This window comes from Nocardia sp. NPDC059180, assembly GCF_042754945.1.
Taxonomy (GTDB): domain Bacteria; phylum Actinomycetota; class Actinomycetes; order Mycobacteriales; family Mycobacteriaceae; genus Nocardia.
Genome location: NZ_JBHZBU010000004.1, coordinates 19,184 through 44,574 on the forward strand (window position 1 = coordinate 19,184; position 25,391 = coordinate 44,574).

The 25,391-nt window shown below is 69.2% G+C and carries 1 protein-coding gene (cut by a window edge); it reads left to right on the plus strand.

Translation table 11 applies throughout. The features are described 5' to 3' along the window. A protein-coding gene (locus ACFXNW_RS14480) for a non-ribosomal peptide synthase/polyketide synthase (RefSeq protein ID WP_379418162.1) crosses the window boundary here: on the plus strand, positions 1 to 25,342 show its 3' portion. Its footprint begins 18,335 nt before the window's first position; the window shows 25,342 of its 43,677 coding nt (coding positions 18,336-43,677); its start codon lies off the left edge, out of view; it ends in the stop codon at positions 25,340 to 25,342. Positions 25,343 to 25,391 lie beyond the last annotated feature (49 nt).

Below are 25,391 nucleotides of genomic sequence, written 5' to 3' on the forward strand. Positions count from 1 at the left end.
GTGCCCGCCGGAACTGGTGGCCAAGTGGGCGGTGCCGCTCGACGGCGACGCCGGCCAGATCCGCCACTTCCACAACGGCTACGGCCCCACCGAGACCACCATCATGACCAACATCAGCGATCCGCTGGTGCCGGGCGAGACGGTGACCATCGGCGGGCCGATCCGCGGTATGCGGTCGCTGATCCTGGACGCCCAGCTCCGGCCGGTGCCGGTGGGCGTCGCGGGTGAGCTGTATCTGTCGGGCGTGCAGCTGGCGCGCGGTTACCACGCGCGTCCGGGGCTGACCGCCGACCGGTTCGTTGCCAATCCTTATGGCGACGGCGAGCGGATGTACCGCACTGGCGACGTGGTTCGCTGGACTCGCACGGGCGAGGTCGAGTACGTGGGCCGCTCCGACTTCCAGGTGAAGGTGCGCGGTTTCCGCATCGAACTCGGCGAGATCGACGCGGCACTGGCCTCGCACGAGACCGTCGACTTCGCGGTCACCGTCGGCCATAAGAACGCCGCGGGGGCAGTCTCGCTGGTGTCGTATGTGGTGGCCTCGCAGGGCCGTTCGATCGACGTGGCGACGCTGACCGCGCACGTCGAGGAGCGACTGCCCGCGTACATGGTGCCGTCGTCGATCATGGTGATCGACCGCGTACCGCTGACCCCCGTCGGCAAGCTGGACCGCAAGGCGCTGCCGGAGCCGGTCTTCGCGACCGAGGTCGTGTTCCGGGCCGCACGCTCGCCGATCGAGCAGACCATCGCCGAAGTCTTCGCCGAGGTGCTCGGTGTCGAGCGGGTCGGTGTGGACGATTCGTTCTTCGCTCTCGGCGGCGACAGCATCGTCTCCATCCAGCTGGTCTCCCGGGCCAAGGCACGCGGCGTGGTGTTCACCCCGCGTCACGTCTTCGAACAGCGCACCGTCGCCGGACTGGCCGCGGTCGCCGAGACCACCGACGGCACGGGCACCACAGCACCCGCACTGGATGAACTGCCCGGCGGCGGCGTCGGCACCATGCCGCTCACCCCGGTGGTGCGGTTCATGGCGCAGCGGCGCGGCTCCTTCAGCCGGTTCAATCAGACTCTCGCGCTGGAACTTCCGGCCGGAATCGACCGGGCGGGCATCGCGGCCACCGCGGGCGCCGTCATCGACCGCCACGACATGCTGCGCGCGAGCCTGCGCCGTGCCGGCGGTGAGTGGATCGTCGAGACCGCGGCACCGGGCACCGTCGATGTGGCGGCGCTGATCGACAACACCGTGTTCGCCGCCGACGCCGACGACGCGGAACTGCTCGAGATCGCGACCGACGCACTCGACGCCACGCTGAACCGGCTCGATCCGGCCAAGGGAGTCGTCGTCCGGTTCGTGTGGCTGGAACCCGATCGCGCCGAGCGCGCCGGACGCCTGATCGTCGTCGCGCACCACCTGGTGGTCGACGGCGTGTCCTGGCGCATCCTGGTGCCCGATTTCGTCGCGGCCTGGGGCCAGCTGACCGCCGGCCAGGACCCCGAGCTGGTGGCCCCCGCGACCTCGATGCGTGCCTGGGCGCACGGTCTCGAACGGGAAGCGCGCAGCGCCGGGCGGGTCGCCGAACTCGACTACTGGCGTTCGGTGGTCGGCGCGGCCGATCCGCTGTTGACCGAACGTCCGATGGACCCGGCGGTCGACACCTCGGGTGTCATCGAGAAGCATCAGGTCGAGGTGTCCGCCGAGGTCACCAAGGCCCTGCTCACCACGGTGCCCGCACTGTTCCACGGCGGTGTCAACGACGGTCTGCTCACCGCGCTGGCCCTGGCCACCGCGGCGTGGCGGTCCCGGCGCGCGAGCGGCGTCCGCGCCGACGACTCGCTGCTGATCCGCCTGGAAGGCCACGGCCGCGAGGAAGACATCGTCGCCGGTGCCGATCTGTCGCGCACGGTCGGCTGGTTCACCGCGATCTTCCCGGTGCGCTTCGATCTGCACGGGATCGACATTGATGCCGCGCTGGCCGGCGGTCCCGCGCTCGGCGCCGCGCTCAAGGCGGTCAAGGAGCAGCTGCTCGCGGTGCCGGACAAGGGCATCGGATACGGCCTGCTGCGCTACCTGAACAACGACACCGCCGCCGAACTGCCGGTCGAGCTGCCCGGACAGGTCAGCTTCAACTACCTGGGCCGGGTGTCCGACGGTGACGTGCCGGAATCGCTGCGCGGGTTCGGCTGGATCCCCGCACCCGAACTCGGCTCCCTCGGCGGCGCATACGACGCCGATATGCCCGCGATGGCACCGCTGGACGTCAACGCGATCGTGGTCGGCGACAAGCTGACCGCCAATATCGGCTACCCGTCCACCCTGCTAGACGCCTCGTCGGTCGCCGAGTTCGCCGACCTCTGGGTCGCCGCGCTGGAAGCGGTTGCCCGGCACGCCAATTCGACCGGCGCGGGCGGGCACACACCGTCCGACTTCGCGCTGGTGCGCAGCGCGCAGCGCGATATCGACGGCTGGGAGCAGCGCTTCCCTGCGCTGACCGATGTGTGGCCGCTGTCGGCGCTGCAATCGGGTCTGCTGTTCCACGCCAGGCTCGCCGCCGATTCGGTCGACGTCTACACCGCGCAAGCTGTGCTGACGCTCACCGGTCGTGTCGACGCCGACCGGCTGCGCTCGGCCGCCCAGGCGCTCGTGGACCGCTATGAGAACCTGCGCACCGCGTTCGTCTCCGACCACGACGGCAACCCGGTGCAGGTGGTGCTGGACAGCGTCCGCGTGGACTGGTCCGAACACGACCGCACCGAAACCGGTGACGCCACCGACCTGATCGACGCCGACCGGATGCGTCGCTTCGATCTGGCCGAACCGCCGCTGATCCGATTCACCCTGATCCAGGTCGCCGACGCCGCAGCCGACGGTGGCGCGCGCTGGCAGTTCGTGGTGTCCAACCACCACATCCTGCTCGACGGCTGGTCGATGCCGCTGCTCATGCGGGATCTGCTGGTGCTCTACGCGGTGCACGGCGATGTGAACGCGCTGCCCGCGGTGCGCTCCTACAAGCACTTCCTGGAATGGGTCTCCCAGCAGGACCACACCGCGTCGGTCGCGGCGTGGACCGACGCTCTGCGCGGGATCGGTGAGCCGACCCTGCTGGCCCGCCCGGATGCCGGTCGCGAGATCACCTCGCTGTCGGGTGAGTACCTGTTCGAGCTGGACGAGGCCACTACCGCGCGGCTGACCGCGCTTGCCGCCGACCTCGGCGTCACCGCGAATACGGTGCTGCAGGTTGCCTGGGCGATTCTGGTGGGCCGGATGACCGGTCACGACGACGTCCTGTTCGGTACCACCGTGTCCGGCCGCCCGGCACAGCTGTCCGGCGTCGAATCGATGGTCGGCCTGTTCATCAACACCGTGCCGGTGCGGGTTCGTTTCGACGCCGCCGAATCGGTGCGTGAGCTGCTGACCCGCACCCAGGGCGAGCAGGCGGATCTGCTCGACCACCACTACGTTGGTCTGGCCGAGATCCAGTCCGCCGCCGGAATCGGTGGACTCTTCGACACCCTGGTGGTGTTCGAGTCCTACCCGGTCGACGCCGAGGGCATCCAGGCCCAGGCCGCCGATATCGACGGTATGGCGGTGACCGGCCTGGACGCGGCCGATGCCACCCACTACCCGCTGACGCTCATCGCCCAGCTCGATACCCAGCTGCGCATCCGCGCCGGCTACCTGCGCGACCTGTTCGATGAGCAGACCGTGCGCCGCATCGCCGACCGGCTGCTGCGGGTGCTCGCCACCATCACCGCCGAACCCGCTGTGGCCGTTGGCGATATCGAACTGCTCGATGCCACCGAACGCGAGCTGGTGGTGTCGGGCTGGAACGACACCGCGCATGAGGTGGACGCCGTCGCGACGCTGGTCTCGATGTTCGAGGCGCAAGCGGCACGTACTCCGGACGCGACTGCGGTCAGCTTCGAGGGCACAAGTCTCTCGTATGCCGAGTTCACCGCCAGGGTGAATACCTTGGCCCGCTGGCTCATCGAACGCGGTGTCGGCGCGGAATCGTATGTGGCGCTCGGTATGCGTCGTTCCATCGACTTGGTGGTCGGCATGTACGCGGTGAGCGTGGCCGGTGGCGCGTATGTGCCGCTGGATCCCGATCATCCGGCCGAGCGCACGGAATACATTCTGGCCACTGCTGATCCGGTGTGTGTGCTGACCTCCGGTGACGATCTCGATATCGACACCGCGCAGGTCCGCATCGACCTGCTCGATCTGTCCGGCTACGCCGATGGCCCGGTGACCGATGCCGAGCGGCAGGCGCCGCTGCGGCCGTCGAACACGGCGTACGTCATCTTCACCTCCGGTTCGACCGGCCGTCCGAAGGGTGTTGCGGTCTCCCACGGGGCGATCGTCAACCGTTTGGTGTGGATGCAGTCGGCGTACCAGCTCGACTCTTCGGACGTGGTGTTGCAGAAGACACCCGCTACCTTCGACGTGTCGGTGTGGGAGTTCTTCTGGCCGTTGCAGATCGGTGCGCGTCTGCTCGTCGCCAAGCCCGACGGGCACCGCGATCCCGCCTACCTGGCCGAGATCATCTCCGCCGAGGGCGTGACCGTCACCCACTTCGTGCCGTCCATGCTCGCGGTCTTCGTGGCCGACGCCGCGGCTGCGCAGTGTGACTCGCTGCGCATGGTGTTCGCCTCCGGTGAGGCGCTCTCGCCCAAGCCCGCGCACCGGTTGCGTGAGCTGACGGGTGCGAGCCTGCACAACCTGTACGGCCCCACCGAAGCCGCGGTCGACGTCACCTTCCACGAGGTGACCGACGCCGACACCGATACGGTTCCGATCGGTGCGCCGGTCTACAACACCGAGGTCTACGTGCTGGACGCGCGGCTGCGTCCGGTGCCGGTCGGTGTCGCGGGTGAGCTCTATCTCGCGGGTACCCAGCTGGCGCGTGGCTACGTAGCGCGGCCAGACCTGACCAGCGACCGGTTCGTGGCGAACCCGTTCGGTACCTCCGAGCGCATGTACCGCACCGGCGACCTGGTGGCCTGGACGGCCGACGGCGAGCTGGACTACCTGGGCCGCACCGACTTCCAGGTGAAGCTGCGTGGTCTGCGCATCGAGCTCGGCGAGATCGAGGCCGCCCTGACCGGTCTGGACGAGGTCGCCCAGTCGGTCGTTGTGGTCCGCGGCGATCAGCACACCGGCGATCAGCTGGTAGCGTATGTGGTTGCTGCGCAGGATGTTCCGATCGACACCGAGACCTTGCGCGAGGATCTGGGTCGGCAGCTGCCTTCCTACATGGTCCCCGCGGTGGTCGTCGTGCTCGACGAGTTCCCGCTCAATGCCTCCGGCAAGCTCGACCGCAAGGCGCTGCCCGCCCCGGTGTTCGAGGCGGCGGTGTTCCGCGCTCCGACCACACCGGTCGAAGAGATCGTGGCCACCACCTTCGCCGATGTGCTCGGTGTGGAGCGGGTCGGCCTCGACGACGACTTCTTCGCCCTCGGCGGTAACTCGCTGAGCGCCACCCAGGTCGCCGCCCGGCTCTCGGCCGCGCTCGATACCGATCTCGGTGTCCGCGAACTGTTCGAGGCGTCCTCGGTCGCCGCGCTGGCCGCACGGGCCGAATCCCGCGCCGGTGCCGGTGCGCGCGCCGCGCTGGTGCCGCAGCAGCGTCCCGAACTGGTGCCGCTGTCGCTGGCCCAGCAGCGGATGTGGTTCCTCAACCGATTCGATCCCGACTCCGCGGTGGACAACATTCCAGCGGCGGTGCGGCTGTCGGGTCTGCTGGACCGGCAGGCCCTCCAGATCGCGGTCGCCGATGTGCTGGCCAGGCACGAATCGCTGCGCACCTTCTACCCGGAGGTCGAGGGCACCGCGTATCAGCAGGCCGTGCCCACCGCGAAGGTGATCCCGGATCTGAGCCCGGTCGACGTCACCGAGGCCGAACTGCCCGCGCGCGTCGCCGAGCTGGTGCGCACCGGGTTCGATGTCACCAGCGAGGTGCCGTTCCGGGCCCGGCTGTTCGAGATCAGCCCGACCGAACACGTGCTCGCCCTTGTCGTGCACCACATCTCGGCCGACGGCTTCTCCATGGGCCCGCTGACCCGCGACGTGATGACCGCCTACGGCGCCCGCGTCGAAGGCGGCGAACCGGCCTGGCGTCCGCTGGATGTGCAGTACGCCGACTTCGCGCTGTGGCAGCGTGCGGTACTCGGCTCGGAGGACGATCCCGAATCGGTGATCGCCGAGCAGATCGGCTTCTGGTCGCGGACCCTCACCGGCCTGCCCGAACAGCTCGATCTGCCTGCCGACCGGCCGCGTCCTGCGGTCGCCTCCGGCCAGGGCGCCACCGAGGTGTTCGCGATCGACGCCGAGACCCACGCCAAGCTCACCGAGCTGGCGCGCACGCGCGGCGCGACGTTGTTCATGGTCACCCACGCCGCGCTGGCGGTGCTGCTGTCGCGGCTGTCGGGTGAGCCCGATATCGCCATCGGCACGCCGATCGCCGGTCGTGGTGAGCGCGCGCTCGATGATCTGATCGGCATGTTCGTCAACACCCTGGTGTTGCGTACCCCGATCGACGGCGGCGCCACATTCACCGATCTGCTTCGCACCGTCCGCGCCACCGATATCGCGGCCTTCGGGCACGCGGATCTGCCGTTCGAGCGGCTGGTGGAGATTCTGAACCCGGCGCGTTCGCAGGCGCGGCATCCGCTGTTCCAGGTGATGCTGTCGTTCCAGAACACCGGCCAGAACAGCCTGGAACTGCCCGGCCTCACGGTCAGCGGTGTCGATCTGCCGATCGACGTCGCCAAGTTCGATCTGCAGCTGGTGCTGTCGGAGAACGGCGAGGAAGGCGGCATCACCGCCGAACTGATCTACGCCACCGACCTGTTCGACGCCGCGACCATCGCCCAGTTCGGCCGCCGGTTCAACCGGCTGCTCGCGGCGTTGGCCGCCGAACCGGATCGCGCCATCGGCGATATCGACCTGCTCGACGCCCGTGAGGCCGACCGGGCGCTGCGCGCGTGGAACGACACCACTCGCGACCTCGGCGCCCCGGCCACCCTGGTGGACGGGTTCCTCGCTCAGGCCGCTGCCACGCCGGACGCCGTCGCCATCGTCGATCCGGCCACCGGAACATCGTTGAGCTACGCCGAATTCGGTGACCGGGTGCATCGACTGGCACGTCACCTCATCGGCGCGGGCGTCGGGCCGGAGAGCCTGGTCGCGCTCGGGCTGCGCCGGTCGGTCGACCTGGTCGTCGCCATGTACGCGGTGCACGAGGCCGGTGGCGGTTATGTGCCGCTGGATCTGGATCAGCCCGCCGAGCGCATCGACTACGTGCTCGACTCCGCGGCACCGGTGTGCGTGATCACCACAGCGCGGGACGGTTTCGACGCCGCAGGTCTGTCCACCGTCGTGCTCGACGAGCTGGACCTGTCCGGCTACGACGCGACCCCGGTGACCGACGCCGAACGCGTTGCGCCGCTGCGGCCGCAGCATCCGGCCTACGTCATCTTCACCTCCGGTTCGACCGGACGCCCGAAGGGTGTGGCGGTGCCGCACGCCGCGGTGGTGAACCAGATCCGCTGGATCACCGGCGAATACGCCATCGGCGCCGACGATGTGGTGCTGTTCAAGACCCCGGCGACCTTCGACGTGTCGGTGTGGGAGCTGTTCGGCCCGCTCTCGACAGGTGGCCGCATGGTGGTCGCGAGCCCGGACGGTCATCGCGATCCGCAGTACCTGGCCGAGGTGATCGCCGCCGAGCGCGTCACCATGACCTCGTTCGTGCCGTCCATGCTGACGGTGTTCGCGGGCAGCGTCGCCGGTGCCGAACTCGCCTCGCTGCGTGCGCTGTTCATCGCCGGTGAGGCATTCACCAGCGATGCGGTCGAGGCGATCCGCCGGGTCAGCACCGCTGAGCTGCACAACCTGTACGGCCCGACCGAGTTCACCGTGCATGCGACGGCCGCCCCGGTCGCCGCCGAGGTCGACGGCGCCGTGCCGATCGGCCTGCCGGTGTGGAACGCCAAGGCCTACGTGCTGGACGCGCGTCTGCATCCGGTCGTTCCGGGTGCCGCAGGCGAGCTGTACCTCGCTGGTGATCAGCTGGCTCGCGGCTACTTCGGTCGCGCGGATCTGACCTCTGATCGTTTCGTGGCCAACCCGTTCGGCGCAGGCGCCCGCATGTACCGCACCGGTGACCTCGTCACCCGCGGCGCCGACGGTGCCATCACCTACCTCGGCCGCACCGACTTCCAGGTGAAGCTGCGCGGTCTGCGCATCGAGCTCGGCGAGATCGAGAATGCGCTCACCGCACACGAATCGGTGGCCCAGTCGGTGGCGGTAGTCCGCTCCGATGCCCGCACCGGCGACCTGCTGGTCGCCTACGTGGTGCCGGCCGGCGGCGCGATCGTCGACGTCGAGGCGTTGCGCACGCACCTGTCCGGCCGCCTGCCGTCCTACATGGTCCCGGCCGCGATCGTGGTGCTCGACGCCATGCCGCTCAACCCGAACGGCAAGCTGGACCGGCGCGCGCTTCCGGAACCGGAGTTCGAGGCACGCGAATTCCGTGCACCGTCCACGCCGGTGGAAGAGATCGTCGCGGCGACCTTCGCCGAGGTGCTCGGCCTGCCCGGGGAACGCCAGGTCGGCCTGGACGACGACTTCTTCGATCTCGGCGGCAACTCGCTGATCGCCACCCAGGTCGTGGCTCGCCTCGGCGCCGCCCTCGACACCCGCGTCCCGGTGCGGACCCTGTTCGAGGCGCCCTCGGTCGCCGCGCTCGCGGTCAAGCTGGAATCGCATGCGGGCACCGGCCGCAGGCCTGAACTCGTGGCCGGACCGCGTCCGGACGAGGTGCCGCTGTCGCTGGCGCAGCAGCGCATGTGGTTCCTGAACCGCTTCGACAACCAGACCGCGGTCAACAACATCCCGCTCGCGGTCCGCCTCACCGGCACACTCGACACCGGCGCGTTGGCGCTGGCGGTCGCGGATGTGATCGACCGGCACGAGGTGCTGCGGACGGTCTACCCGCAGACCGCCGACGGCCAGGGCGTGCAGGTGGTGCTGCCGACCGGGCATCATCGCATCGACCTCACCCCGATCGATGTGCCGCAGGCCGAGATCGCCGACCGCATCAGCGCACTGGTGCTGACCGGGTTCGACGTCACCGCCGAGGTCCCGGTCCGCGCCGAACTGTTCCGCGTGGTCGACGGCGACGCGCCGGACACCCACGTGCTGGTGTTCGTGGTGCATCACATCTCCGGTGACGGCTGGTCGGTGCGTCCGCTGGCCCGCGACGTGATGGTGGCCTACGCGGCCCGCACCCGCGGTGAGGCGCCGGGTTGGGCGCCGCTGCCGGTGCAGTACGCCGATTTCGCGCTCTGGCAGCGTGACACGCTGGGCTCGGAGGAGGATTCGTCCTCGCTCATCGCCCAGCAGGTGGCCTACTGGTCGGCCACACTGGCGGGTCTGCCCGATCAACTGGATCTGCCCGCGGACCGGTCCCGGCCCGCGGTGGCCTCCAACCGCGGCGAGGTCTACGAATTCGGTATCGACGCCGAACTGCTGCACGGGCTGAACACCCTCGCCCGCCAGCACGGCGCCAGCCTGTTCATGGTCGTGCACGCGGCCTTCGCGGCATTGCTGTCGCGGCTGTCCGGCAGCGACGACATCGCCATCGGCACCGCCGTCGCCGGACGCGGTGAGGCCGTGCTCGACGACGCTATCGGCATGTTCGTCAACACCCTGGTGCTGCGCAGCGAGGTGCGGGCGGATGAGCCGTTCACCGCCCTGCTCGCCCGCACCCGGGAATCCGACCTCGCCGCCTTCGGACATGCGGACCTGCCGTTCGAGCGGCTGGTGGAGATCCTCAACCCGGCGCGTTCACAGGCGCGGCATCCGCTGTTCCAGGTGATGCTGTCGTTCCAGAACACCGGCGAGGCCACCTTCGAGCTGCCCGGCCTCGAGGTCGGGGGCATGCCGCTGGATGTGGTGACGGCGAAGTTCGATCTGCACCTGAACCTCACCGACGCCGCCGACGGTATGACGGCCGAATTCGCCTACGCCACCGATATGTTCGACCGCGACACCGTCGCCTCGCTCGCCGAGCGGCTGCTGCGGGTCCTGCGTTCGGCGGTGACGGATCCGTCCGCAGTCCTCGGTGACACCGAACTGCTCGACGCGGGCGAACGTGACCTGGTGGTCCGGGAGTGGAACGCGACCGAATTCGATGTGGCCGCCGCGCTGTCGGCGAGCCCGTCCGGCACCGATGCCGCGACGCTGGTGGCGATGTTCGAGGCCCGGGCCGCGCACACACCCGAAGCGCCCGCACTGACCTTCGCCGACACCACACTGACGTACGCCCAGTTCAGCGCCAGGGTGAACCGCCTGGCCCGCCACCTGATCTCGCTCGGTGTCGGACCGGACACCCATGTCGCGCTCGGTATGCGTCGCTCGATCGAACTGGTCGTCGGCATGTACGCGGTGACCGTCGCCGGTGGCGCCTACGTGCCGCTGGACCCGGATCATCCCGCCGACCGCACCCACTATGTCCTCGACACCGCGGACCCGGTGTGTGTGCTGACCACGGCCGCCGACGAATTCGACGCAGGCGCGCGGACCACGCTGGAGCTCGAATCCCTCGATCTGTCCGGCTACTCGGCCGCCGCGGTGACCGATGCCGAGCGGACCGCGGCGCTGCTGCCGACGCATACCGCCTACGTCATCTTCACCTCCGGTTCGACCGGTCGTCCGAAGGGCGTGGCGGTCTCGCACGGGGCGATCGTGAACCGTCTGGTGTGGATGCAGTCGGCGTACGAGTTGGATGCCACGGATGTGGTGTTGCAGAAGACGCCCGCGACGTTCGATGTGTCGGTGTGGGAGTTCTTCTGGCCGTTGCAGATCGGTGCGCGTCTGGTCGTCGCCAAGCCGGACGGCCATCGCGATCCGGCCTACCTGGTCGAGCTGATCACCGCCGAGCGGGTCACCACCACTCACTTCGTGCCGTCGATGCTGTCGGTCTTCGTGGCCGAGGAACGCGCCGACGAATGCACCAGCCTGCGCAACGTTTTCGCCTCCGGTGAGGCGCTGCCCGCCACCACGGCGCAGCGGATGCAGGAACTGACCGGCGCTCGGCTGCACAACCTGTACGGCCCCACCGAAGCCGCGGTCGACGTCACGTTCCATGAGGTGACCGAGGCCGACACGGTGTCGGTGCCGATCGGTGCTCCGGTATTCAACACGCAGGTGTATGTGCTGGACGCACGGCTCAACCCGGCGCCGATCGGTGTCGCGGGTGAGCTGTATCTGGCCGGCGAGCAGCTGGCGCGCGGCTATGTCGCCCGTCCGGATTTGACCTCGGATCGGTTCGTCGCCAACCCGTTCGGCATGTCCGAGCGGATGTACCGCACCGGTGACCTGGTGGCGTGGAATGCCGCCGGTGAGCTGGAGTATCTGGGCCGCACCGACTTCCAGGTGAAGCTGCGTGGTCTGCGTATCGAGCTCGGCGAGATCGAGGCCGCGCTCACCGGGCTCGACGAGATCGCCCAGTCGGTCGTGGTGGTCCGCTCCGATGACCGCCTCGGCGACCAGCTGGTCGGCTACCTGGTGGCCACCGCCGGGCAGAGCATCGACATCGAAGGTGTGCGCACGCAGCTCGGTGGTGAACTGCCCGCATACATGGTGCCGACGGCGTTCGTCGTGCTGGAGGAATTCCCGCTCAATGCCTCCGGCAAGCTCGACCGCAAGGCGCTGCCCGCGCCGGTATTCGAAGCCAAGGCCTTCCGTGCGCCGTCCACGCCGATCGAGGAGATCGTCGCCGGAACCTTCGCCGACGTGCTCGGTGTGGCCAGGATCGGCCTCGACGACGACTTCTTCACCCTCGGCGGCAACTCGCTGCTTGCCACCCAGGTCACCGCGCGACTCGGCGCGGCCCTCGACACCCAGCTGGCCGTCCGCGACCTGTTCGAGGCGTCCACCGTCGCCGCCCTGGCGGGCCGGGTGGAGCGCAATGCCGGTTCCGGCCGGACCCGGCCCGAGCTGACGGCGGGGGAGCGGCCGGATCGGATTCCGCTCTCGCCCGCGCAGCAGCGGTACTGGTTCCTCAACCAGTTCGATACCGCCACCTCCGCGGTGGACAACATTCCGCTGGCGGTCCGGTTGTCGGGCCGTCTGGATGTCGGTGCGCTGGAGCAGGCCATCGGCGACGTCTTCACCCGCCACGAGGTGCTGCGCACGATCTACCCGCGCTCGGCCGACGGCCCGCACCAGGTGATCGGTTCCGCCGAGCGGTCCGCGCCGCATCTGACGGTGATCGCGGTGCCCGAATCCGAGCTGGTCGCCAAGGTCATCGAATTCGCCATGACCACCTTCGACGTCACCGTCGAGGTGCCGTTGGCGGTGGCGCTGTTCCGCATCGTCGCCGACGACACCGGCGCCGCGACCGACGATCACGTGCTGGCCTTCACCGTGCACCACGTCGCCGCCGACGGCTCGTCCATGGGCCCGCTGGCCCGTGACGTGATGGCCGCCTACGTGGCCAGGGTCAACGGTGACGCCCCCCAGTGGGCGCCGCTGCCGGTGCAGTACGCCGATTACGCCCTGTGGCAGCGCGCGGTACTCGGCGACGAAGACGATCCGGAATCGCTGGCCGCCAAGCAGGTCGGCTACTGGAAGTCGGCACTCGCCGATCTGCCCGATCAGCTGGAACTGCCCGCCGACCGGCCGCGCCCGCCCGCGCAGTCGTTCCACGGCAAGGCCATCCGGTTCGAGATCGATCCGCAGCGCCACGCCCGCCTGCACGAGCTGGCACGGGCCAACAACGCCTCGCTGTTCATGGTCGTGCATGCGGCGCTCGCGGTGCTGCTGTCGCGCCTGTCGGGCACCGATGACATCGCCGTCGGCACCCCGATCGCCGGACGTGGCGAACGCGAACTCGACGATCTGATCGGCATGTTCGTCAACACCCTGGTGTTCCGCACCGCGATCACGCCCGGCGACCGGTTCGCCGATCTGCTCGCCGATGTGAAGGAACGCGACCTGGAGGCGTTCGCCAACGCCGACGTGCCGTTCGAGCGGCTGGTCGAGGTGCTCAACCCGGTCCGCTCGACCGCGCGCAACCCGCTGTTCCAAGTGGGCCTGTCGTTCCAGAACCTGGCCGAGACCACCTTCCAGCTGCCCGGTTTGTCGGTCGGCGCGGTCAACTTCGACTCGCAGTTGGCCAAGACCGACCTGCACGTCACCCTGTACGACCGCTACGCCGACGACGGCACCCCGGCCGAGATCATCACCGAGTTCGGTTACGCCATCGACCTGTTCGACGAGGCGACGGTCCAGGGCTTCGCCGACCGCTTCCTGCGCGTGCTGGATGCGGTGGTCGAGGACGCGACCCAGCCGGTGGGTGAGATCGATCTGCTGGCTCCGGCGGAGACCGAGCGCATCGTCACCGAGTGGAACGACACGGCACACGCTGTCGATGCGTCGGCCACTCTCGTGTCGCTGCTGGATGCAACCGTGGCCGCGACCCCCGACGCCGTGGCGCTGGTCGCCGACGAGCCGTCAGGCGTTCGCGAGGCCCACCCGTCGCCCGACCGCCACCCCTCATCGTCGCGCTTCGCGAGGCTGTCGTATTCCGACCTGGACGAGCAGGTCAACCGCCTGTCCCGCTACCTGATCGGGCGCGGTGTCGGACCGGAGGACCGGGTGGCACTGGCCATCCGGCGCAGCGCCGACCTGGTGATCGCCATGTACGCCGTCGCCAAGACCGGTGCGGCGTATGTGCCGATCGACCCCGATCAGCCTGCCGAGCGCACCGACTACATCCTCACCACCGCGGCACCGGTCTGCGTGCTGACCACCGCGCGCGACGATTTCCGGGCCGATGCGGCCGACGTCGTGCATATCGACGAGCTCGACCTGTCCGGCTTCGCCGCCGGTCCGGTGGCCGCCGACGAGCGGCGCGGTGAGCTGACGCCTGCCCATACCGCCTACGTCATCTTCACCTCGGGTTCGACCGGTCAGCCCAAGGGCGTGGCCGTGCCGCACCGGGCGATCGTCAACCAGTTGCTGTGGGAGACGGCCGAATTCGCGCTCGGCGCCGACGACGCGGTGCTGTTGAAGACGGCCGCGACCTTCGACCTGTCGGTGTGGGAGTTCTGGACGGCCGCTGTCTGCGGTGGGCGTCTGGTGATCGCCACCGCCGACGGTCATCGCGATCCGTCCTACCTCAACGAGCTGATGCGAGACACCGCCGTCACCACGCTGCATGTGGTGCCGTCGATGCTGGACGCGCTGCTGACCGAGGCCGGCGGACAGCTGCCCGCGTCGCTGCGCCGGGTACTGGCCATCGGTGAGGCGCTGCCCGCCGCGACCGCACAGCGGTTCCTCGCAGGCAATGGCACCGAGCTGTTCAACCTCTACGGCCCGACCGAGGCGGCGGTGTCGATCACCAGCCACCGCGTCACCGTGGCCGACGAGCCGTCCGTGCCGATCGGTGCTCCGGAATGGAACAGCCGGGTCTACGTCCTCGACGCGCGGCTGCGGCCGGTGCCGGTGGGCGTGTCCGGTGAGCTGTACCTGGCCGGTGCGCAGCTGGCGCGCGGTTACTTCGGCCGTGCCGACCTGACCGCGGACCGCTTCGTCGCCGATCCGTTCGGCAGCGGCGAGCGCATGTACCGCACCGGCGACCTGGTGGCCTGGAACGGCGACGGTGAACTGGAGTACCGGGGCCGCACCGACTTCCAGGTCAAGATCCGTGGCTTCCGGATCGAGCTCGGCGAGATCGAGGCCGCGCTGCTGCGGCAACCGGGCGTGAGTGCCGCCGCGGTGCTCGCGCACACCGACCCCAATATCGGTGACCGGCTCGTCGCGTACGTGGTGCCCACCGACGGCGCGATCGAGCAGCGTGCGTTGACGGCGGCGCTGGCGGCGGAGCTGCCGTCGTACATGGTGCCGTCGGTGGTCGTCGAACTCGACGCGCTGCCGCTCAACGCCAACGGCAAACTGGACCGTAAGGCGCTGCCGGAACCCACCTTCGAGAAGGCGGTGTTCCGGGCGCCGGTCACCCCGATCGAGCAGATCGTGGCGAACGTTTTCGCCGATGTGCTTCGGGTCGCCGAGCGGCCGGACTCCGAGACCAAGCGACTCGGCCTCGACGACGACTTCTTCGCCTGGGGCGGTAACTCGCTGCTGGCCACCCAGGTGGCGGCCAGGCTCGGCGAGGCACTCGATACCCGGGTGCCGGTGCGTCTGCTGTTCGAGGCGTCCACCGTTGCCGCGCTCGCGGTGCGGGTGGAACAGCACGCCGAGGCGGGCGGGCGCAAGGCGCTCACCGCGGGTCAACGGCCGCAGGAGATTCCGCTGTCGCTGGCCCAGCAGCGAATGTGGTTCCTCAACCGCTTCGACACCTCCTCGGCCGCTTACAACGTGCCCATCGCGGTGCGGCTGACCGGCGATCTGGATGTCGCGGCGCTGCGTGCGGCGATTGCGGACCTGGTCACCAGGCACGAGATCCTGCGCACGGTCTACCCGCAGCACGAGGACGGTCCGGTGCAGGTGATCCTGCCGCCGGCGCGGGCGATCCCGCGCCTGGACGTGCGGGTGGTCGCGCCGGACGAGATCGAAGCCGCCGTGGTGGCGCTGACCTCCACCATCTTCGACGTCACCACCGAGGTGCCGATGAAGCTGGCGCTGTTCCAGATCGCGAACGAGACCGGTTCGGCGGATAACGAATACGTGCTCGCGATGGTCGTGCACCACATCTCCGGTGACGGCTCCTCGGTCGGCCCGCTGACCAGGGATCTGATGACCGCCTACGCGGCCCGCTCGGGCGGCGAGGCGCCGGGCTGGGCGCCGCTGGCGGTGCAGTACGCCGACTACAGCATCTGGCAGCGTGAGCTGCTCGGTGACGAGAACGACGCGCGTTCGCTGGCCGCCAAGCAGGTCGCCTACTGGGCCGAAGCGCTCGCCGATCTGCCCGACCAGCTGGATCTGCCGTCGGACCGTCCGCGTCCGGCCGTACAGACCTTCGCGGGCGGCAAGGTCGAACTGCATGTGGACGCCGACACTCACCGCGCACTGATCGAACTGGCGCGGGCCGAGGGCGCGACGCTGTTCATGGTCGTGCACACCGCCCTCGCGGTGTTGCTGTCGCGGCTGTCGGGTACCGACGACATCGCCATCGGCACCCCGATGGCCGGCCGTGGCGAAGCCGTGCTCGACGACCTGATCGGCATGTTCGTCAATACGCTGGTGTTCCGCACCCGGGTGGACGCCGGAGAACCGTTCACCGAACTGCTCAATCGCCAGCGCGATACCGACATCCAGGCGTTCGCCAATGCCGACGTGCCGTTCGAGCGCCTTGTCGAGGTGCTCAACCCGGTGCGGTCGACGGCACGGCATCCGCTGTTCCAGGTGGGTCTGTCGTTCCAGAACCTGGCGCAGGCGAGCCTGGAACTGCCCGGTCTCGCGGTGTCGGGTCTCGATATCGACACCAAGCTCTCCCAGTTCGATCTGCACCTGATCGCGACCGACCGCTACGGCGACGCGGGTGAGCCCACCGGCATCACCGGCTTCTTCACCTACGCGACCGATCTGTTCGATCACGGCACGGTTCAGGGCTTCGTCGACCGGTTCGCCCGGTTGCTCGGCGAGATCGTCGCCGCGCCGCGCACCGCCGTCGGCGATATCGAACTGCTCGACAACGCCGAGCGGACCCGGCTGCTGGCCGGCCGCAATGCCACCGACCATCGCGTCGACACCGAGGCCACGCTGGTCTCGCTGCTCGATGCCACGGTCGCGGCGCTGCCGAAGTCGGTCGCGCTGGTCACCGACGACGGCACCCAGCTCACCTACGCCGAACTCGACGCCCGCGTGAACCGCCTGGCCCGGCATTTGATCTCGCTCGGGGTCGGCCCCGAGTCGCGGGTGGCGCTTGCGCTGCGGCGTTCGGTGGATCTGGTGGTCGCGATGTACGCGGTGACCAAGTCCGGTGGTGCTTACGTGCCGCTGGATCCGGATCAGCCCGCCGAGCGGACCGGCTACATCCTGGAGACGGCCGCACCGGTGTGCGTGCTGACCAACGACGACGCCGAATTCGATTCGGATGCCGCGCCGGTCATCTCGCTGGACGAGCTGGATCTGTCCGCACTGAGCGATGCCTCGATCGCCGACGCCGACCGGGTGGCGCCGCTGCTGCCGCAGCACACCGCCTACGTCATCTTCACCTCCGGTTCGACCGGACGCCCGAAGGGTGTCGCGGTGCCGCATGCGGCGATCGCGAACCAATTGCAGTACAAGATCGCCGAATTCGCGCTCGACGCGGCCGACGCGGTGCTGCTCAAGACCGCGGCGACCTTCGACCTGTCGGTGTGGGAGTTCTGGTCGGCGGCGGTCTGCGGTGGCCGGTTGGTCATCGCTTCGCCCGACGGCCATCGCGATCCCGCATACCTGAACGAGCTGATGGCGCGCGAATGGGTGACCACGCTGCATGTGGTGCCGTCCATGCTGGACGCGCTGCTGACCGGCGAGCTGCCGGATTCGCTGTGGCGGGTGCTTGCCATCGGTGAGGCACTGCCCGGCACGCTGGCCCAGCGCTTCCGCGCCGAGCATCCGCGCACCGAACTGTTCAACCTGTACGGCCCGACCGAGGCCGCCGTCTCGATCACCACCCACCGGGTCGGCGCGGCCGACATCACCTCGGTGCCGATCGGTGCGCCGCAGTGGAACAGCCAGGTCTACGTGCTCGACGCACGCCTGAACCCGGTGCCCGACGGTGTCGCGGGTGAGCTGTACCTGGCGGGCGCGCAGCTGGCGCGTGGCTACTTCGGCCGGGCGGATCTGTCCGCGGATCGGTTCGTGGCCAACCCGTTCGGGACCGGCGAGCGCATGTACCGCACCGGTGACCTGGTCGCCTGGGGTGGTGCGGGCGAGCTGGAGTATCGGGGCCGCACCGACTTCCAGGTGAAGATCCGTGGTTTCCGGATCGAGCTCGGTGAGATCGAGTCGGCGCTGCTCGCATTGCCGGAGATCGCACAGACCGCGGTGCTGGCGAAGTCGGATGCGCGCACGGGCGATCGTCTGGTGGCGTATCTGGTGCCCACCGCGGGTTCCGCCGCGCGTGTGGACGAGGTCGGGTTGGAGCGGCAGGGTGCCGGTCTCGATGTGGCGCGGGTGAAGTCGGCTCTGTCGGCCGCGCTGCCGTCGTACATGGTGCCGTCGGCGTTCGTGGTGCTGGATGCGCTGCCGCTCAACGTCAACGGCAAGCTCGACCGCAAGGCCCTGCCGGAGCCGGAGTTCGAGGTGCAGGAATTCCGTGCGCCGTCGACGCCGATCGAAGAGATCGTGGCGAATGTGTTCGCCGAGGTCCTCGGGGCCGAGCGGGTCGGTGCCGACGACGACTTCTTCGCACTCGGCGGCAACTCGCTGCTGGCCACCCAGGTCGCCGCCCGACTCGGTGCGGCGTTGGACGCTCGCGTGCCGGTGCGTGCGTTGTTCGAGGCGTCGACCGTTGCCGGTCTCGCGGTGAAGGTCGAACAGCATGCCGGTGCCGGTGGGCGGCGCGCGCTGGTCGCGGGTCCGCGTCCGGAGCAGGTGCCGTTGTCGCTGGCGCAGCAGCGGATGTGGTTCCTCAACCAGTTCGACACCGAATCGGCCGTCAACAACATCCCGGTCGCGGTGCGGCTGACCGGCGACCTCGATGTCGCCGCGCTGCAACTGGCCGTCGCCGATGTCGTCGGCAGGCACGAAACCCTGCGCACCGTCTACCCCGAACAGGGTGGCGCCGCGCACCAGGTGGTCCTGCCCGCCGACCAGGCCGTGCCGGATCTGTCGCCGGTCACCGTCGGTGCCGAGGAGCTGCGCGAGCGGATCATCGAGGTCATCTCCACCGGCTTCGACGTGACGGTGGAAGTGCCCTTGCGCGCCAAGCTGCTCCAGGTCGATGCAGGCGAATACGTGCTGGTCTTCGTGGCGCATCACATCAGCGCCGACGGCTGGTCCATGGGGCCGCTCACCCGCGACGTCATGGTGGCCTACGCCTCCCGCGCCGGCGGTGTCGAGCCGGGCTGGGCGCCGCTGCCTGTGCAGTACGCCGATTTCAGCGTCTGGCAGCGCGAGGTACTCGGTGCGGAATCGGATCCGGAGAGCCTGATCAGCAAGCAGGCCGACTACTGGCGCGGCGCGCTGGCCGGTCTGCCCGACGAGCTGAACCTGCCCGCCGACCGCACCCGGCCGACGACCCAGTCGTTCGCCGGTGGGCGCGTGGTGTTCCCGATCGAGGCGGGCCTGCATCGCAGGCTGACCGAGGTCGCCCGGGAGCAGAACGCGACCATGTTCATGGTCGTGCACACCGCGCTCGCGGTGTTCCTGGCACGGATGTCGGGTACCGACGACATCGCCATCGGCACCCCGATCGCCGGTCGTGGTGAAGCCGAACTCGACGACGTCATCGGCATGTTCGTCAATACGCTGGTGCTGCGTTCGCATGTGCGCGGTGAACTCACCTTCGGTGATCTGCTCGCCGCGACCAAGGACGCCGATCTGCAAGCCTTCGCGCACGCGGATCTGCCGTTCGAGCGGCTGGTGGAACTGCTCAACCCGGAGCGTTCGACCGCGCGGCATCCGCTGTTCCAGGTGGCGCTGTCGTTCGAGAACCTGCCGGAGAACAGCTTCGAACTGCCCGGATTGCATGTCGGCGCCGTCGATTTCGACGTCGACACCGCCAAGTTCGATCTGTCGCTGACCATCCGGGAAGCCGCCGGTGACGACGGTGCCGGCATGTACGCCGAATTCTCCTTCGCACGTGACCTGTTCGACGACGCCACCGTCGAGGTGTTCGCGCAGCGCTTCACCAGGCTGCTCGAAGCGATCACCGCCGCGCCGCAGCAGCCGGTGGGCGACCTGCCGATCCTGGACACCGCCGAGTTCGAGCTGCTGACGCATGTGCACGGCGAAGACGTGATGGCCACCGGTCTGCTGCCGGATCTGCTCAACCGGGGCGCCACCCTGAACCCGGAGCAGATCGCGGTGCGCTACCAGGGCCGCTCCATCACCTACCGGGAACTCGACGAGTACTCCTCGCGGCTGGCGCGGGTGCTCATCGACCGCGGTGTCGGACCGGAGCGCATCGTCGCGCTGTCGTTCCCGCGCTCCTACGAGATGGTGGCCGCGTTCTGGGCGGTGGCCAAGGCCGGCGGCGCGCATGTGCCGATCGACCCGACGTATCCGGAAGACCGGATGCGCCACATGGTCAACGACTCCGGTGCCGTACTCGGCCTGACCGCCGAGGAGTACCTGGACCGGCTGCCACGCGAGGTGGAATGGCTGAGCCTGGACGATTCGGCCATCGGTGACCTGATCACCGCACAGTCGGCGGCGCCGGTCACCGATGCCGACCGGATCAGCTCGCTGGCCATGCGCCACCCGGCCTACGTCATCTACACCTCCGGCTCGACCGGTCTGCCCAAGGGCGTCATGGTCACCCACGCCGGTATCGGTGGATTGGCCGACGTGGCAACGGATCTGTACCACCTGGAATCGCATCACCGGTTCCTGCACATCTGCTCGCCGAGCTTCGACCCGTCGGTGCTGGAATGGGTGTGTGCGGGCTACACCGGCGCGACGCTGGTCATCGTGCCGTCCACCATCATCGGTGGGCCGGACCTGGCGGAGCTGCTGCGCACCGAACGCGTGACGCACACGATCATCACGCCCGCGGTGCTCGGCACTGTCGATCCCGAGGGGATGGAAGCGCTCGAGGTCGCCTCCGTCGGTGGTGACGTCACCACCCAGGAACTGCTGGCCAAGTGGGAGCCGGGCCGTAAGTACTTCAACGCCTACGGTCCGACCGAGACGACCATCATCTCCTCGTATGCACGCCTGAACCCCGGCCGCCACATCACCATCGGCCGCCCCGTCCACGGCATGACCGCGCTGGTGCTCGACGCGCGGATGAACCCGGTGCCGCCGGGTGTCGCCGGTGAGCTGTACCTGGCCGGTGGCGCGCTGGCGCGTGGTTACCACAACCGGGCCGACCTCACCGCCGACCGTTTCGTTGCCAACCCGTGGAGCACCGAGGGCGCGCGCATGTACCGCACCGGTGACGTGGTGCGCTGGTACGCCGAACCCGAGCTGCGTGCGGGCAACACCGCCCTCGACACAGTGGATTGGGAGCTGGACTACGTCGGTCGCTCGGACTTCCAGGTGAAGATCCGCGGCTTCCGTGTCGAACTCGGCGAGATCGACACCGCGCTCGGCAAGCATCCCGACGTCGAATTCGCGATCACCCTCGGCCGCGAGACCGACGCAGGCGCGACGATCCTGGTGTCGTACGTGCTTGCCGTGCCGGGTCACGAGATCGATACCGAGCGGCTCACCGAGTTCGTCTCGCGCGGCCTGCCGCCGCATATGGTGCCCACCGCGATCGTGGTACTGGACGAGATCCCGCTGACCCCGGTCGGCAAGCTCGACCGCAAGGCACTGCCGGAACCGCAGCTCGCGCCGCGCGAATTCCGGGCGCCGGTCACCGAGATCGAGGCCGTCATCGCCGAGGTGTTCGCCGAGGTGCTCGGCGTGGACCAGATCGGCGTGGACGATTCGTTCTTCGCCCTCGGCGGAGACAGCATCCTGTCGATCCAGCTGGTGTCGCGGGCCAAGGCGCGCGGTGTGGTGTTCACCCCGCGTGATGTGTTCGAGCGGCGCAGCGTGGCCTCGCTGGCCGAGGTCGCCACGCTCGGCGCGGCGCCCGGCCAGATCCGCCTGGAAGAACTGCCCGGTGGCGGTGTCGGCGAAATCCCGCTGACGCCGATCATGGCGCAGATCCTCGAGGGCGGCTCGTCCTACGACCGGTTCTCGCAGTCCATGGCATTGCGGCTGCCCGAGGGCATCGACCGGCAGACGCTGGTCGCCACCCTCGCGGCCGTGTTCGATCACCACGATGTGCTGCGCTCGCGGTTGCGCCGCGACGGGCAGTCGTGGACGTTCGAGGCGCTGGAACGCGGTGCGGTCGACGTCGATGCGCTGGTGCACCGGGTCGAGGCGTCCGCGGACATCACCGAGGCCGAGCTGACCGAGCTGGCTACCGCCGAATTCGATGCCGCCCTCGGGCGACTCGATCCGGCCGAAGCCGCCATGGCGCAGTTCGTCTGGTTCGCCTTCGACGGCGACCGGCGCGATGTGCTGCTGATCGTCGCCCACCACTTCGTGGTCGACGGTGTGTCCTGGCGCATCCTGATCCCGGACTTCGCGGTGGCGTGGTCGCAGCTCGAGGCCGGTCAGCAGGTGACGCTGCCCGCCAACGGCACCTCGATGCGGCGCTGGGCACACAGCCTGGTCGACGCCGCTGCCGAGGACGAGCGGGTCGCGGAACTGCCGTTCTGGCAGGAGGTTACGGCCACTCCCGATCCGCAGCTGGGGACGCGGGCGTTCGACCCGAAGGTCGACACCTTCGCCACAGTGGAGCGGGTCGAGGTGACACTGTCGGCCGAGGTGACCGATGCCGTGCTCACCGCGGTGCCGGGCCTGTACCGGGGCGGTGTGAACGACGGTCTGCTCTCGGCGCTGGCCATGGCGGTCGCGCGCTGGCGCGGTGACGAGCACGGGTCCGCGCTGATCAAGCTCGAGGGCCACGGTCGTGAGGAAGAGGTCGTTCCGGGTGCGGATCTGTCGCGCACGGTCGGCTGGTTCACGTCGGCCTACCCGGTGCGGCTGGCGCTCGGCGAGGCCGATCTCGACGACGCCTTCGCCGGCGGCGCCGCGCTCGGTGCGATCGTCAAGTCGGTCAAGGAACAGCTGCTCGGTGTGCCGGACAAGGGCCTCGGCTACGGCATGCTGCGCTACTTGAACGACGAGACCGGCGCACAGCTCGACGGTGGTTCGACCGGTCAGATCAGCTTCAACTACCTGGGCCGGATGTCGGCCGGTGAGATCCCCGAGGAACTCACCGAACTCGGCTGGGTGCCCGTTGCCGATCTCGGAACGCTCGATGTCGAGATGGATCGGGATATGCCCGCCAATGCGGTGCTCGATATCAACGCCATCGTCACCGACGGTGTGGACGGACCGGAGCTGGGCGCGTCGTTCGCGTTCCCGTCCGGGCTGCTGAGCCGGGAGCGGGTGCGCGAGTTCGCCGATCTCTGGGTCGCCGCACTCGAGGCGCTGGCGAGCCACGCTCGTCGTCCCGAAGCCGGTGGTTTCACGCCGTCGGATATGGCGCTGGTGCGCGTCGGCCAGACCGACCTCGAGCAGTGGGAGCGCGAGTTCCCGGCGCTGTCGGAGGTGTGGCCGCTGTCGCCGCTGCAGTCGGGACTGCTGTTCCACGCGCTGATGACGCAGGCCACCGTCGACGTCTACACCATGCAGGCCGTGGTGGATCTCGGTGGCAGCCTGGACGTTTCCCGTCTGCGGGCGGCAGCGCAGGGCATCATCGACCGCTACCCGAACCTGCGGACCGCCTTCGTCACCGATTCGTCGGGGCAGGCAGTGCAGGTGGTGCTGGATCGGGTCGAGGCGCCGTGGACCGAGGTGGATCTGCGCGAGCTGCCCGAGGCCGAGCGCCTCGGTGAGCTGCGGCGCCGGATCGCGGCCGATCAGGCGACGCACTTCGATATGGCGGTGCCGCCGCTGATGCGGTTCACCCTGCTGCGCACCAGCGAGACCCAGTGGCACCTGGCGATCACCACCCATCACATCCTGCTCGACGGCTGGTCCATGCCGCTGCTCATGCGGGATCTGCTGGTGCTGTACGCAGTGCGCGCCGATCAGACCGCGCTGCCGCGGGTGACCTCCTACCGCAACTTCCTCGGCTGGCTGGCCGGACGCGACCGCGAGGAATCGCTGCGGGCCTGGGCGCGGGCGCTCGACGGTGTCGGCGAACCGACCCAGCTGGCTCCGCAGCCGCGCGGCGCCGAGCAGTACGAGATCGGCAAGCTGATCACCCAGATCGACGCCGACCGCACCCGCAAGCTCACCAAGCACGCCGCCGAACTCGGCGTCACGGTGAACACGCTGGTGCAGGCCGCGTGGGGCATCCTGCTCGGCAGGCTCACCGGCCGCGGCGACGTGGTGTTCGGCGCGACGGTGTCGGGCAGGCCCGCGGAGCTGCCCGGTGTGGAGTCGATGGTGGGTCTGTTCATCAATACGCTGCCCGTGCGGGTGCGTGTCGATGACCGGCAGAGCGTCGGCGAACTGCTGGAGGGCTTGCAGCATGAGCAGGCCGATCTGCTCGACCACCACTATGTCGGGCTGACCGATATCCAGCGGGTGGCCGGACCGGCGTCGCAGTTCGACACACTGCTGGTGTTCGAGTCGTATCCGATGGACAAGGAAGCCATTTCGGCGGCCAGCTCCATCGACGGCATGTCGGTGACCGGTGTCGGCGTCAACGACGCCACGCACTACCCGCTGACCCTGCTGGTGACGGCCGAATCGACGATCGAGCTGACGCTGAAGTACCTGAGCAGCAGGTTCACCGCCGACGAGGTCGAGATCCTCTCGACCAGGTTGCAGCGTGTGCTCGACGCGCTGGCCAGTGATCCGGCCAAGGTGGTCGGCGATATCGACATCCTCGACGCCGGTGAACGGGCCCGCCTGCTCGCCGATTCGGGGATCGCCGCCGCGACCGCCGCGCCGGAACCGGTCGGCCGGGTCGGTGCCCGCACCGTCGCCAAGGTGCTGGCCGAGGTGGTCGAGGAAGATCCGCAAGCGCCCGCGTTGCTCGCCGGTGACGAGGAGATCGCCTTCCAGGTGCTGGACCGCCGGTCCTCGCAGCTGGCGAGGCTGCTCATCGCTCGCGAGGTGGGCCCGGGTGACGTCGTCGCGGTGACGCTGCCGCGTTCGGTGGATTCCGTGGTGGCGGCCTGGGCCGTCCAGAAGGCAGGCGCCGCCCTGCTCTTCGCCGCAGGCCTGACCTCCGACGAGATCACCGCCACCGGAGCCGCTTTCGTCATCGGTGCGGAAAACAACGGCCTGCCCGGCATCGACCCCTCGGATCCCGAGATCGCCGCCGAACTAGCCGCAGCACCCGGCCACCCGGTCTCCTACGCCGACCGGGCCCGCCCCCTCGGCGAAGACCACCCGGCCCTCGTCCTCCTCACCGACGCCACCCCGAGCGTCCTGACCCAAACCCAGGCCCTCGACCGTGCCGAACACCTGCGCGAGGTGAACGAGATCGACTACGAATCGGCCACCTTCACCACGGTGGGTGCGGGTCGTGCCGCAGCGGACGAGTTCCTGGCCTCCGCCACCGCAGGCGCCCTCTCGGTCCTCCCGACCGGCGGCGAGCCTGCGGACGACATCGCCGACGGGGAGGTCACGCACTGGTTCACCGCTGCCGGTGAAGCGAGCGACGGGGCTGGTGAGGCGCGGATAGTGAGTGAGGGGTAGCCGCGTTCGTCCCGCCTGCGCAGGTCACCATGTAGACCGGCGCAGGCGG